Raw genomic sequence first — 13,796 nt, 5'->3', positions numbered from 1 at the left:
GCCCGCAGGGACGATCCGGCACGGATGGAAGAATGCGGGGGTGACCGACCCGCGCTCTTCCGCCGTCTCCGCCGCCCGTCGTCGTACCGCCATCGACGCACTGCGCCGCGGCGCCGTACCCGAAACCGGGCTGGACCTGCTGGCCACGGGCCTGGACCGGTTCGAGTCCGCGCTCGATGCCGAACTGGACGCGGTCATCTCGGGCGCTTCCGTTTTCAAGGCCGTCCGCGGTGAGTACGGCTCCGGGAAGACGTTCTTCACCCGGTGGCTCGGCGAGCGTGCCAAGCAGCGAGGGTTCGCCGTGGCCGAGATACAGATCTCGGAGACGGAGACCCCGTTGCACCGCCTGGAGACGGTCTACCGACGTCTGACCGAGCGGCTGACCACGGCCAGCTTCCCACCCAGCGCCCTGCGCCCGGTGGTCGACGCCTGGTTCTACGCCCTGGAAGAGGACGCCCTCGCCGACGGAGCGAGCGAGGACGAACTGGCCGACGCGGTCGAGAACCTGCTGACGGCCCGCCTCACCGAAGTGTCCCGGCACGCCCCGTCCTTCGCCACCGCACTGCGCGGCTACCGGGCCGCCCTCGCCCGGGGAGACGAGGCGACGGCCTCCGCGGTCCTGGCCTGGCTCGGCGGCCAGCCGCATGTGGCCGCCGCAGCACGCCGGTCGGCCGGCGTCCGCGGCGACCTGGACCATTTCGGCGCTCTGGGCTTCCTCCAAGGGCTGCTCACCGTGCTGCGCGACTCCGGACACCGCGGGCTGTTCCTCGTGCTCGACGAGGTGGAGACCCTCCAACGGGTCCGGTCGGACGCCCGCGACAAAGCCCTCAACGCACTGCGCCAGCTCATCGACGAGGTGCATTCCGGGCGCTTCCCCGGCCTGTACCTGATCATCACGGGTACGCCGGCCTTCTACGACGGGCAACAGGGAGCCCAACGGCTGGCCCCTCTCGCCCAGCGGCTCGCCACCGACTTCACCACGGACCCGCGCTTCGACAATCCACGCGCAGTGCAGATCCGGCTGCCAGGGTTCACCCAGGACTCCCTGGTCGCGCTCGGGATCACCATCCGGGACCTGTACGCGGCCGGCGCCTCCGCACCGGACCGGGTGAGGGTGCTGGCCGACGACGCGTACGTCGCCGACCTGGCCGGCGCGGTGGGCGGAGCCCTCGGCGGCAAGGTCGGCGTCGCGCCCCGCGTCTACTTGAAGAAGCTGGTCGGCGACGTACTGGACCGCATCGACCAGTTCGACGACTTCGACCCACGACAGCACTACCGCCTGACCGTCTCCAGCGGTGAGCTGACCGAGGTGGAACGGAACCTGGCCGCCGCGGTCTCCGCCGACGAGATCGACCTGGACATCCCATGACAGGACCCGCCGACCGGTCCGAGCACCACCACGACCCCGTCGACCGCCTGGACCCCGTCGTCCTGCACCATGTGGTCAACACGCTTGGCTGGCCCGACCTGCGGCCCCTGCAGCGAGCGGCCATCGATCCCGTGATGGACGGGCACGACGCGGTGCTGCTGGCCCCCACCGCGGGCGGCAAGACCGAGGCGGCCTGCCTGCCGATTCTGTCCGCCATGTCGGAGCAAGGCTGGTCAGGCACGTCAGCACTCTACCTCTGCCCGCTCAAGGCGCTCCTGAACAACCTGGCGACCCGTATCGACGGCTACGCACAGTGGCTGGGGCGGAGCGCCGCGCTCTGGCACGGGGACACCAAGGAGTCACAGCGAAACCGCATCCGCACCGGCCGACCGGACATCCTCCTCACCACGCCCGAATCGCTGGAGGCCATGCTCATCGGCGTGAAGACCGACCATACCCACCTGCTCGGCGGGCTCCGGGCGGTCGTCGTGGACGAGGTGCACGCTTTCGCTGGGGACGACCGGGGCTGGCACCTGCTGGCCGTGCTGGAACGCCTGGAGCGGGTAGTGGGCCGCTCGATCCAGCGGATCGGACTGTCGGCGACCGTCGGCAACCCCGAGCAGCTGCTGACCTGGCTCCAGGGCTCGGGGGCCGGGCGAAGGCCGGGCCGCGTGGTCTCCCCGGGCAGGGCTCCGGCTCCGGACGGAGGGGTGGCTCCCCCGCCCCCCGGTGACGTCGAGCTGGACTACGTCGGCTCCCTCGACAACGCCGCCAAGATCATCGCCTCGCTCCACCGGGGCGAAAAGCGGCTGGTGTTCTGCGATTCGAGACGCCAGGTGGAGGAACTGGGCGCCGCACTCCGCGCACGCGAGGTCTCCGTGTTCCTGTCCCACGCCTCCCTCTCCGCCGAAGAACGTGCCCGGTCGGAACAGGCGTTCGCCGAGGCCCGTGACTGCGTGATCGTGGCCACCTCCACCCTCGAACTGGGCATCGACGTGGGCGATCTGGACCGGGTCATCCAGATCGACTCCCCTGCCACCGTCGCCTCGTTCCTGCAGCGCATCGGACGCACCGGACGCCGGGACGGATCGAGCCGCAACTGCCTCTTCCTCACCACCCGCAAGGACTCCCTGCTTCAGGCAGCCGGCCTGCTGTTGCTGTGGAGCCAGGGTTGGGTGGAACCCGTGGTCCCACCGCCTGAGCCCCGGCACCTGGTCGCCCAGCAACTGCTTGCCGTCATCCTGCAGAAGCACAAGGTGGGGGACCGGCTGTGGGCGGACGAGTGGAACGGACTGGCGCCCTTCGACGCTTCCGCGGCTCCCATCCTGCGCCATCTGGTGGGCGAGGGGTTCCTCGACTCCGACGGGGGACTGCTGTTCATCGGCCCGGAGGCGGAACACCGCTTCGGACGACGCCATTTCATCGAGCTGACCGCCTCGTTCACGGCGCCCCCGCAGTTCACCGTGCTTTCCGGGCGCACGGAGATCGGCCAGGCGGATCCGGCCGTACTCACCGAGGAACGGCCGGGGCCTCGCCGACTGCTCCTGGCGGGGCGCAGCTGGCAGGTGACGTACATCGACTGGGGACGCAGGCGCGTGTTCGTCGAACCCGTGGAGGGCGGAGGCATCGCCAAGTGGTCGAGCGGCACGCCCACCGGCCTCTCGTACGCGCTCGCCCGTGCCATGCGGGACGTGCTGCTCGGCGCCGACCCACCCGTCTCCCTGACCCGCAGGGCAGCCGTGGCCCTGCGCGAGTGGCGTGACGAGGAAGCGCCCCATACGGTCCACCCCGGCGGAACCCTCATCACCCGGCGCGGAGGGGACGTCCGCTGGTGGACCTGGGCCGGCTACCGGACCAACGCGACCCTCGCCGCCACGTTGTCCACCGCAACCGACCCGCTCCAGCAACCGACCGACTGCTACGTGCGCCTGCGCGAGGACCTGACGCCGCACGCTTGGCGAGCAGCCAGGGACAGCGTGCCCTGTGCCTCCGCCCTGGTCCTGCCGGATGTCGACCAGCGAGCCGTACACGGCCTCAAGTTTTCCACGGCGTTGCCCACCCGACTGGCAACGGCCACACTGGCCGCCAGGCTCGCCGACTTCGACGGCGCGCGCCGAACCCTGGCCGAATCCGTACGGTTCGTATCAGACCAGCGGTGATACGGCTCGGTGGTCGACACCCGCGAGGTGACCCTCTCGCTCTGCTTGCCGACCGCACTCCTGCTGCGTGACGGGCCTTCAGAACGAGCGTCATGCGAGCGTCAGCAACCCAAGACGTGAGCGGACACGCTGTGTGTCGCCAGCGTCGTACCCGTCTGAATCCGCAGGTCAGACGGGTACCCGAGACAACTCCCAGCTTCACGCGTTGGACGATAGGAAACACGTCGAGCGGACGACGAAGGCCAGAAACTGCAGGTCAGGCGCCCTTTGCGACCGGCTCCAGGATCGCCACGCACTCCACGTGGTGGGTCATCGGGAAGAGGTCGAAGACGCGGAGGGTGCGGACGCGGTAGCCGGCCTCCTTGAAGTAGCCCAGGTCGCGGGCCAGGGCCGCCGGGTCGCAGGCCACGTAGGCGATGCGGCGGGCCGAGAGGCCCGCGACGTGGCGGACCGTGCCCTTGCCTGCGCCCGCGCGGGGCGGGTCCAGGACGACCAGGTCGCACTCCGTGATGCCGGTCTTCGGGAGGATCTGGTCGACCTTGCCCTGCTCGATGCGGACCCGGGGGAAGTCCGCCAGGTTGTGCCGGGCGTCCTCGACCGCGCGCTTCGTCGACTCGATGCCGAGCACCGCGCCGGTCTCGCCGAGGCGTTCGGCCAGCGCGCCCGCGAAGATGCCGACGCCGCAGTACAGGTCGAGGGCCATCTCGCCCTTGCGCGGCATCAGGCCCTGCATGACGGCCTTGATCAGGGTGTCTGCGGCCTGCGGGTGGACCTGCCAGAAGCCGCCCATGCCGACGCGGTACGTACGGCCGTCCGCGCGCTCCCGTACGAAGGGGCGGCCGTGGACACGGTGCACTCCGCCGTCCTTCTCCTCGACCCGGAGGACCGAGACCGGCTTGTCCAGCTCGACGAGCGGGAGGCGGCCGCCGGGGCGGGGCGTGAGGACGACCTGGCGGTCCTGGGAGCCGGTCGCCGCGATCGCCTCGACCGTCTCCATCTGGGGCCAGTCCTGCTGCTCGATGCCGAGCTCCGAGACACCCGGGGCGGCGATCATGCAGTGGTCGATCAGTTCGATGTCGTGCGAGCGGTGCTTGCGCAGGCCGACCCGGCCGTCCTCGTCGATCGCGAACTGCACGCGGGTGCGCCACTGCGGCACCTGACCGGCCGGCAGCTTGTCGCCCTCGGCGGGCATCACGGTGCCGTCCCAGCCCGCTTCCTCCGGGGTGAGCCCGGCGAGCCGCTTCAGCTGCTCGGCGACGACCTCGCCCTTGAGCCGGCGCTGCGCGCCCGGCTTGGCGTGCTGCCAGTCGCAGCCGCCGCACTTGCCGGGGCCGGCGTACGGGCAGGGGGCCTCGACGCGGTCCTTGGAGGCGTCGAGCACGGTGATGGCGTCGGCGCGCAGGTAGCGGGAGTCGACGTCGCCCTCGGTGACCTTCGCGACGACCTTCTCACCGGGCAGGGTGTGGCGGACGAAGAGGACGCGGCCGTCCTCGGTCCGGGCGATGCAGTGTCCGCCGTGCGCGACGGGGCCGACCTCGACCTCGTACTCCTCCCCGACCAGTGACTGCTTCTCGTTCTGCTCGACGCTCGTCATGGTGGGGAGACTCCAAAAAACCGAAAACGGGGAACGGCCGGACGACCGACCCACCAGTTTACGTGGATCTCGTCCGGCCGTTCACCAACCTGCTCAGTCCTTCGAGGCGGGCTCCTTCGGGGGCCGCGGGGTGTCGACCGGGCCGCGGCGCACGGCGCCCGGGGCGTTCCAGTCCTGGCGCTTCTTCGCCCGCTTCTTGGCGAGCTCCGAGGACTCCAGCTGGTAGGGCACCGAGGTGACCATCACACCGGGCGTGAAGAGCAGCCGGCCCTTGAGGCGCAGCGCGCTCTGGTTGTGCAGCAGGTGCTCGTACCAGCGTCCGACGACGTACTCCGGGATGTAGACGCTGACGGCGTCGCGCGGGTTCTCGCTGCGCAGGCCCTTCACGTACTCGACCACCGGGCGGGTGATCTCGCGGTAGGGCGAGTCGAGGATCTTGAGCGGCACGTTGATCCCGCGCCGGTCCCACTCGTCGCGCAGCGCCTTGGTCTCGGCCTGGTCGACGCTGATGCTGAGCGCCTCCAGGGTGTCCGAGCGGGTCAGCTTGGCGAAGGCCAGGGCGCGCAGCGTGGGCTTGTGGACCTTGGAGACCAGGACGATCGAGTGGACCCGGGAGGGCCGCACGCTGTCGTCGCTGGGGCCTTCGGCGGCGGCGATCTCGGCGGAGACCCGGTCGTAGTGCTTCCGGATCGCGCTCATGGTGCCGTAGAAGATCACCATGCCCAGCAGGGCGACCCAGGCGCCGTGGGTGAACTTGGTGGCGAGGACGACGACGAGCACCATGCCGGTGAAGAAGGCGCCGAAGGTGTTGATGGCGCGGGAGCGGTGCATCCGGCGGCGGGCGGCGGCGTCGCGCTCCGACTTCAGGTGGCGGTTCCAGTGCCGGACCATGCCGATCTGGCTCAGGGTGAAGGAGACGAACACGCCGACGATGTAGAGCTGGATCAGCTTGGTCGAGTCCGCGTCGTAGATCCAGACGAGCAGGATCGCGGCGCCGGCGAGCAGCACGATGCCGTTGGAGAAGGCGAGGCGGTCGCCGCGGGTGTGGAGCTGACGCGGCAGGTAGCGGTCCTGGGCGAGGATCGAGCCCAGCAGCGGGAAGCCGTTGTACGCGGTGTTCGCGGCCAGGAACAGCACCAGCGCGGTGGCCGTCGCCAGCAGGATGAAGAGGAAGCTTCCGTCGCCGAAGACGGCCTCGGCGACCTGCGAGATCACCGGGTCCTGGACGTACTCGGGGCCGACCGGGACACCGTTGTGCAGCAGGTCCACGGCCGGGTTCTCGGCCATCCGCACGTCGGTGGCCATGGCCAGGCCGATGATCCCGCAGAACATGGTGACCGCCAGGCCGCCCATGAGGGCGAGGGTGGACGCGGCGTTCTTGCTCTTGGGCTTGCGGAAGGCAGGAACGCCGTTGCTGATGGCCTCGACGCCCGTCAGTGCGGCACAGCCCGAGGAGAAGGCGCGCAGCAGCAGGAAGACCATCGCGAAGCCGGCCAGGCCCTTCTGCTCCGGTTCGATCTCGAAGTCCGCGGTCGGTGCCGCCATGGTTTCGTCGAGGACGATGCCCCGCCAGGCACCCCAGGCGATCATGACGAACACGGCCCCGACGAACACGTAGGTGGGGATCGCGAAGAGCTTGCCGGACTCCTTCACGCCGCGCAGGTTCATCAGCGTGAGCAGAAGGATCATGACGATCGCCGAGAGCACCTTGTGCTCGATGACGAAGTGCACGGCGGAGCCGAGGTTCTCGACTCCGGAGGAGATCGACACGGCGACGGTCAGGACGTAGTCGACGAGCAGGGCGCTCGCGACGGTCAGACCGGCCCGGGGTCCGAGGTTGGTGTTCGCCACCTCGTAGTCGCCGCCTCCGCTCGGGTAGGCGTGGACGTTCTGGCGGTAGGAGGCCACGACGGTGAACATCAGTACGACGACCGCGAGTGCGATCCAGGGGCTGTACTGGTACGCCGACACGCCCGCGATCGACAGGACCAGCAGGACCTCGCCAGGGGCATATGCCACGGAGGAGAGCGGGTCGGAGGCGAAGACGGGAAGGGCGATCCGCTTGGGCAGGAGGGTTTCTCCGAGGCGGTCGCTGCGTAGCGCCCGGCCGATCAGGATCCGTTTGGGCACGTCGGTCAGTTTGGACACGCAGAGGATCGTAAGCGTTCGAAATCAGACTGACGAACCCCCACCCCCTCATACCGCAATCCCGCCGCAATTCCTCCCCGGTCGCATCACGACTGCGGCGCAAGAGGCCACACCCGTGACCGCCCGTGTGTAGCTTGGGCCATGGTCTGAGACCCTGTTAAACCAGAGCATGCAATGAGGCTGGGAACCAGCGAGTCGCTGACAGCCGGAAGGACGGCCGTGCACATCGTCATTATGGGCTGCGGAAGAGTGGGCTCCGCCCTCGCGCAAACCCTGGAACAGCAGGGGCATACGGTCGCCGTCGTCGACCAGGACCCCACCGCATTCCGCCGGCTCGGCGCCGGATTCGGCGGCCGCCGCGTCACCGGGGTCGGCTTCGACCAGGACACCCTGAGGGAGGCGGGAATCGAGGACGCGGGCGCCTTCGCCGCCGTCAGCAGTGGTGACAATTCCAACATCATCGCCGCCCGCGTGGCCCGGGAGATGTTCGGCGTCGAGAACGTCGCCGCCCGCATCTACGACCCCAAGCGCGCCGAGGTCTACCAGCGCCTCGGCATCCCCACCGTCGCCACCGTGCGGTGGACCGCCGACCAGATGCTGCGCCGGCTGCTGCCGTCGGGCGCCGAACCGCTGTGGCGCGACCCGAGCGGCGGTGTCCAGCTCGCCGAAGTGCACACCTCCGCCGCCTGGATCGGGCACAAGGTCAGCAAGCTCCAGGAGGAGACCGGCGTCCGCGTCGCCTTCCTCACCCGCTTGGGCGAGGCCATGCTGCCCACGTCGGCGACCGTCCTCCAAGAGGGCGACCTCGTCCACGTCATGATGCGTACGGACGAGATCGACAAGGTCGAGGCGGCGTTCGCCGAAGGACCTGAGGAGGCACACGCATGAGGGTCGCGATCGCAGGGGCGGGCGCGGTGGGCCGCTCCATCGCGGGCGAACTGCTGGAGAACGGCCACGAGGTGCTCCTGGTCGACAAGGCCCCGACCGCCATCTCGGTGGAACGGGTGCCGCAGGCCGAATGGCTGCTGGCCGACGCCTGCGAGATCACCTCGCTGGACGAGGCGGCGCTCCAGCGCTGCAACGTGGTCATCGCGGCGACCGGTGACGACAAGGTCAACCTCGTCGTCTCGCTGCTCGCCAAGACCGAGTACGGGGTGCCGCGCGTGGTGGCCCGGGTGAACAACCCGAAGAACGAGTGGCTCTTCAACGAGTCCTGGGGCGTCGACGTCGCGGTCTCCACGCCGCGCCTGATGTCGGCCCTGGTCGAAGAGGCCGTCAGCGTCGGCGACCTGGTGCGCCTGCTGCGCTTCAGCCACGGTGACGCCAACCTCGTCGAGCTGACCCTGCCGCCCGACTCCTCGGTCGCGGGCACCCAGATCAGCGAGATCACCTGGCCCGAGGACACCTCGCTGGTCACGATCATCCGCGGCAACCGCGTCCTCACCCCGCACGGGGAGGAGACCCTGGAGCCCGGCGACGAACTGCTGTTCGTGGCCGCCCAGGCCCGCGAGGAACAGCTGGAGGACCTCCTCCAGGCCCGCGGCTAGCCCTTGGCCCTGCGGGCACGCTCGACGACGAAGGGGGCGCGCCCTGCGGGGCGCGCCCCCTTCGGGCTTTCCGCCCCCGGGCCGTCTCGGGTGCGACGGCGCGGGTGCAGGGTTTCTGCCCCTGCACGGCGGCGCCGGCACCCGGCCCGGCACGGACGCGCGCTCCCGGGCCCGTCGCGGGCCGTGGACGGGTCCGGCGGCGGCGCGCGAGAGGCCGCCGGCTCTACGGGCTCACCCTTGCGCCCGCAGGCGTGCTCCCACCGCCGGGATCGCGTACGCAGTGCCGCCCGGCGCGCGGGGGCCCGGCAGCACGAAGGGGCGGGACCGGCCACCTGGGCCGGTCCCGCCCCTTTCGCCGGCTGTGGGCCGTCAGGCCTTCGGCCCCTTGGCGGCGGCCTCCTCGGCCTCCTTCGCCTCCCACTCCGCGATCACGTCGATCGGCGGCGGCGCCTTCGCCAGGAAGAGCCAGGTGAAGTACACGGCGAGCACCATCGGGGGCAGCTTCAGCGCGACCAGCACCCAGCCCAGCTGCGTCGCGTCACCCCACCAGTACAGCGGGAAGAGGATCGCGTACTTGGCGAGGAAGATCAGGCCCCAGGCCAGGCTGGCCTTGGTGTAAGCCCTCTTGCGCCCCGGGTTGCGCGTGCGCCAGGACAGGTTCTCCTTGAACACCGGGCCCAGGATCACGCCCAGCAGCGGGAAGCCCACGAGCGCGGAGAGGGTGAAGGCGACCCCGAGTCCGGCGCCGTAGATCATGCCCGGCAGATAGAAGCCCTTCGGACTGCCCGTGAACAGGGCGAAGGCCACGCCCACGCCCACGCCGAAGACCCCGCTGAAGGCGTGCTTCACCGTGTCCTTGCGCAGCAGCCGGACGATCACCAGCAGCACCGCGACGGCGCCCGCGGCGAAGGCGGACCACTTCAGGTCCTTGTTGATCGTGTAGATCATGACGAAGAGCAGCCCGGGGAGCATCGTCTCCACGGTGCCCCGGATGCCTCCGAAGGCGTCGAACAGCGCCGCCTGCGTGACCGCGCTCTGGTCCTCGGACGGCGTGGCGTCGGGTTCCGGGGTGGTCGGTTTGTCGAATGACGTCACCGGTCAGTGCTCCTGTCCGAGCGGTCGGAGTTCGTACTTCGGGTTGAAGAGCACCCGACGGCCATGACTCATCGAGATGCGCCCGGAGGCGATCATGCGTCGCCCCGGCTCGATTCCCACGATCGAGCGACGCCCGAGCCAGACCACGTCCAGGGCGGCGGAGCCGTCGAACAGCTCCGCTTCCAGTGCGGGGACGCCCGCCCGCGGCCGCAGGGTGACGGTACGCAGGGTTCCGGTCACCTTGACTATCTGGCGGTCGTGGCAGTCGCAGATCCGCGTGCACCCCGCGGCTTCTGCGTCCTCCTGCAGCTCCGCCGAATGCAGCTCCTCCTGCGAGGTGGACAGCCGCTCAATCATCCGGCGGAACCGGCCCGCCGGCCTGGCCGGCTTCGCGGGCTTCTCGGGACGCGGTTCAGCACTCATACAAGGAAGCCTACCGGCGTGCCCACTACCTCTCGAAGCGGTATCCCATGCCCGGTTCGGTGATGAAGTGGAGGGGGCGCGAGGGGTCCGCCTCCAGCTTGCGCCGCAGTTGGGCCATGTAGACCCGCAGGTAGTTGGTCTCGGTGCCGTACGAGGGCCCCCAGACCTCCTGGAGCAGTTGCTTCTGGCTGACCAGCTTGCCGCGGTTGCGGACCAGGACCTCCAGCAGGTGCCACTCGGTCGGCGTCAGCCGTACGTCGCGCCCCTCGCGCACCGCCTTCTTCGCGGCCAGGTCCACGCTGAAGCCCTCGGTCGCCACGATCACCTCGTCCTCGCCGGAACCGGCCGCGGGTTCGGCGCGGCGGACGGCGGCGCGCAGCCGGGCCAGCAGCTCGTCCATGCCGAAGGGCTTGGTGACGTAGTCGTCGGCCCCCGCGTCCAGCGCCTCGACCTTCTCGTCGGAGCTGTGCCGGGCGGAGAGGACCAGGATCGGCACCCGGGTCCAGCCGCGCAGCCCCTTGATCACCTCGACGCCGTCCATGTCGGGCAGCCCGAGGTCGAGGACGACCACGTCGGGGTGACGGGCCGCCGCCAGCTCCAGTGCGGTGGCGCCGTCGGCGGCGGCGTCGACCTCGTACTTGCGTGCCTTCAGGTTGATCACAAGGGCTCGGACGATCTGCGGCTCGTCTTCCACCACGAGCACCCGGGTCATTGAGGTCCTGCCTTCTGTCGCGTCATCCGATCACTGTTGTGATCACGTTCCGTGTGTTCCGGTTCCACGGGTTCCACCGCTTCCGGCGGGTCTTCCGGCGGCGGGCCGGGGGGCGCCGCGCGCAGGGTAAGCACCATGGTCAGCCCGCCGCCGGGGGTGTCCTCGGCCGCCAGGGTGCCCTCCATGGCCTCGGCGAACCCGCGGGCGACCGCGAGCCCGAGGCCCACGCCGGCCCCCCGCGGGGCGTCACCGTACCGCTGGAAGGGGGCGAAGATCCGGTCCCTGGCCTCCTCGGGCACCCCCGGCCCGCGGTCGACGACCCGTACCTCGACGCGGTCGCCGAGACAGCTGGCCGCCACCAGGACCGGTTTCCCCGGCGGGCTGTACTTGACGGCGTTCTCCACGACGTTGGCCACGGAACGCTCCAGCAGCCCCGGATCCACCGCCACCATCGGCAGCGTCTCGGGCACGTCCAGCAGCACGCTGTCCTCCGGTACGCCGACCAGCGCCATCGGGACCACCTCGTCGAGGTAGATCTCCCGGATGAGCGGGGTGACGGTGCCGGTCTGCAGCCGGGACATGTCGAGCAGGTTGCCCACCAGGTGGTCGAGCCGGTCGGCGCCGTCCTCGATGCCTTCCAGGAGCTCGGCCCGGTCCTCCTCGGACCATTCCACGTCGGCGGAGCGCAAGGAGCTCACGGACGCCTTGATGGAGGCCAGCGGCGTACGGAGGTCATGGCTCACGGCGGCCAGCAGCGCGGTCCGGATCCGGTTGCCCTCGGCGAGCCGGCGGGCCTCCTCGGCCTCTCCGACCAGCCGCTGGCGGTCCAGGACCACCGCCGCCTGGGCCGCGAAGGCGCCCAGCACGCGGCGGTCCTCGGCGGGCAGGACCCGCCCGGACAGGGCCAGCGCCATGTGGTCGCCGATCGGCATGTCCACATCGGCGTCTTCGGGCCGGTCGGCGGGGCTGGGGCCGACGCTGCCGGCCGGCTTCCAGGGCTCCACGTCGCTCGCCCGCTCCAGGAGGGCCACGGACTCCATGGCGAAGGTCTCGCGCACGCGCTCCAGCAGCGCGTCCAGCGTGGTCTCCCCGCGCAGCACGCTGCCGGCCAGGAAGGAGAGGATCTCGGACTCGGCGCGCAGCCGGGCCGCCTGGTGGGTGCGGCGCGCGGCCAGGTCCACCACGGACGCCACGGAGAGGGCCACCCCGACGAAGACGGCGATGGCGACGATGTTCCGGGAGTCGGAGATGGCGAACCGGTGCAGCGGCGGGGCGAAGTAGTAGTTCAGCAGCAGCGAGCCGACAGCGGCCGAGGCGAGGGCCGGCCACAGGCCGCCGAGCAGCGCCGCCGCGACCGTCAGCGCCAGGAAGAGCAGCATGTCGTTGGCGAGCCCCGGGTCCCACGCGACGTGCGTCAGCAACATGCACAGCAGCGGCGGGAAGACCACGCCCACCACCCAGCCGGCGAGGAGCCGGGGCCGTCCGAGCCGGGCCGCCGAGCGGACGACGGGCAGGCCGCGCCCCTTGGCGGCCTCCTCGTGCGTGACGATGTGGACGTCGAGGTCGGGCCCCGAGTCGCGGGCCACGCTCGCGCCGACACCGGGGCCGAAGACGTACTGCCACGAGCGGCGGCGGCTGGAGCCGAGGACGATCTGGGTGGCGTTGACCCCGCGGGAGAATTCCAGCAGCGCGTCCGGGATGTCGTCGCCGATCACATGGTGAAACGTTCCGCCCAGGTCCTCGACCAGCGTCCGCTGGACGGCGAGCTCCTTCGGCGAGGCCGCGGTCAGCCCGTCGCTGCGGGCGATGTAGACGGCCAGGATCTCGCTGCCCGAGCCCTTGGCCGCCATCCGTGAGGCGCGCCGGATCAGCGTGCGCCCCTCCGGCCCGCCGGTCAGCCCGACGACGATCCGCTCCCGCGCCTGCCAGGTCGAGCGGATGCCGTGCTCGCCCCGGTACTGCTGGAGGTACTCGTCCGCCCGGTCGGCCACCCACAGCAGCGCGAGCTCGCGCAGGGCCGTGAGGTTGCCGGGCCGGAAGTAGTTGGACAGGGCCGCGTCGACCTTTTCGGGCTCGTATATGTTCCCGTGCGCCATCCGCCGGCGCAGCGCCTGCGGGGACATGTCGACCAGCTCGATCTGGTCGGCCCTGCGGACCACCTCGTCGGGCACGGTCTCCCGCTGCCGCACCCCGGTGATCGACTCGACCACGTCCCCCAGGGACTCCAGGTGCTGGATGTTCACGGTGGACACGACGTCGATCCCGGCCCGCAGCAGGTCCTCGACGTCCTGCCACCGCTTGGCGTTGCGCGAGCCGGGCACGTTGGTGTGGGCGAGTTCGTCCACGAGCGCGATGGCGGGCCCGCGGGCGAGGAGCGCGTCGACGTCCATCTCCGTGAAGGAGGCTCCGCGGTAGGTGAGGGCCTTGCGCTCCACCTGTTCGAGACCGTGCAGCATGACCTCCGTACGCGGCCGCCCGTGGTGCTCGACGTAGCCGACGACGAGGTCCGCGCCCCGCTCCACCCTGCGGTGGCCCTCGGAGAGCATCGCGTAGGTCTTGCCCACACCGGGTGCCGCGCCGAGGTAGATCCTGAGCTTGCCGCGTCCCATGCGCCCATTCTCGGGGACGTCCGCACCGTCCTCGCACCGATCGACGTCCCCGCCCAGATCCCTGACGGATCCCTGACGCACCGCGCGGATCCGCTGCGGTGCGGGCGGTACGGGGGCGGGGCGGGATGGTGGAACGGCGG

General features: G+C 70.7%; 10 protein-coding genes. 4 read left to right on the top strand and 6 right to left on the bottom strand.

What is annotated here, in order from left to right:
- The first annotated feature begins 40 nt into the window (after positions 1-40).
- Positions 41-1,369, top strand: coding sequence for a BREX system ATP-binding protein BrxD (brxD, locus tag PV721_RS11710; RefSeq protein WP_319723076.1), 1,329 nt, complete (start codon positions 41-43; stop codon positions 1,367-1,369).
- The gene (locus PV721_RS11705; RefSeq protein WP_319723074.1) at positions 1,366-3,528 is read left to right on the top strand and encodes a DEAD/DEAH box helicase; all 2,163 of its coding nucleotides are present in this window, start codon (positions 1,366-1,368) and stop codon (positions 3,526-3,528) included. The genes brxD and PV721_RS11705 overlap by 4 nt, the downstream gene beginning before the upstream one ends.
- Positions 3,529-3,784: 256 nt before the next feature.
- On the opposite strand, the gene PV721_RS11700 is transcribed toward PV721_RS11705, so the two are convergent.
- Complete coding sequence (locus tag PV721_RS11700; protein ID WP_319723072.1) at positions 3,785-5,122, bottom strand: class I SAM-dependent RNA methyltransferase; 1,338 nt, start codon at positions 5,120-5,122, stop codon at positions 3,785-3,787.
- Between the two features lie 93 nt (positions 5,123-5,215).
- Positions 5,216-7,270 carry an APC family permease gene (locus PV721_RS11695; protein ID WP_319723070.1) on the bottom strand — a complete coding sequence of 685 codons (2,055 nt, stop codon included), beginning with the start codon at positions 7,268-7,270 and terminating at the stop codon, positions 5,216-5,218.
- A gap of 219 nt (positions 7,271-7,489) precedes the next feature.
- On the opposite strand from PV721_RS11695, the gene PV721_RS11690 reads away from it, so the two are divergent.
- Together PV721_RS11690 and PV721_RS11685 are read left to right on the top strand one after the other, a co-directional pair.
- The gene (locus PV721_RS11690) at positions 7,490-8,158 is read left to right on the top strand and encodes a potassium channel family protein (RefSeq protein ID WP_030385679.1); all 669 of its coding nucleotides are present in this window, start codon (positions 7,490-7,492) and stop codon (positions 8,156-8,158) included.
- Positions 8,155-8,817: a potassium channel family protein gene (locus PV721_RS11685; protein ID WP_319723064.1), complete on the top strand. Its 663-nt coding sequence runs from the start codon at positions 8,155-8,157 to the stop codon at positions 8,815-8,817. The genes PV721_RS11690 and PV721_RS11685 overlap by 4 nt, the downstream gene beginning before the upstream one ends.
- Positions 8,818-9,186: 369 nt before the next feature.
- On the opposite strand, the gene PV721_RS11680 is transcribed toward PV721_RS11685, so the two are convergent.
- Genes PV721_RS11680 through PV721_RS11665 form a run of 4 tightly spaced genes read right to left on the bottom strand, consistent with a single transcriptional unit; the run spans position 9,187 to position 13,656 of the window.
- Positions 9,187-9,912, bottom strand: coding sequence for a DUF3159 domain-containing protein (locus PV721_RS11680; RefSeq protein WP_319723061.1), 726 nt, complete (start codon positions 9,910-9,912; stop codon positions 9,187-9,189).
- Positions 9,913-9,915: 3 nt separating this feature from the next.
- Positions 9,916-10,335 carry an OB-fold nucleic acid binding domain-containing protein gene (locus tag PV721_RS11675; RefSeq protein ID WP_125816976.1) on the bottom strand — a complete coding sequence of 140 codons (420 nt, stop codon included), beginning with the start codon at positions 10,333-10,335 and terminating at the stop codon, positions 9,916-9,918.
- 25 nt (positions 10,336-10,360) lie between these two features.
- Complete coding sequence (locus PV721_RS11670) at positions 10,361-11,047, bottom strand: response regulator (RefSeq protein WP_319723055.1); 687 nt, start codon at positions 11,045-11,047, stop codon at positions 10,361-10,363.
- Positions 11,044-13,656 (bottom strand): sensor histidine kinase KdpD, encoded by a 2,613-nt coding sequence (locus tag PV721_RS11665; protein WP_319723053.1) that lies wholly within the window; start codon positions 13,654-13,656, stop codon positions 11,044-11,046. The genes PV721_RS11670 and PV721_RS11665 overlap by 4 nt, the downstream gene beginning before the upstream one ends.
- Positions 13,657-13,796: the final 140 nt, after the last annotated feature.

Origin of the sequence: Streptomyces sp. MB09-01, assembly GCF_033794505.1 — a bacterium.
GTDB lineage: Bacteria > Actinomycetota > Actinomycetes > Streptomycetales > Streptomycetaceae > Streptomyces.
Note: the sequence above shows the minus strand (reverse complement) of the source record. Positions and strands in the feature narration are given on the sequence as shown.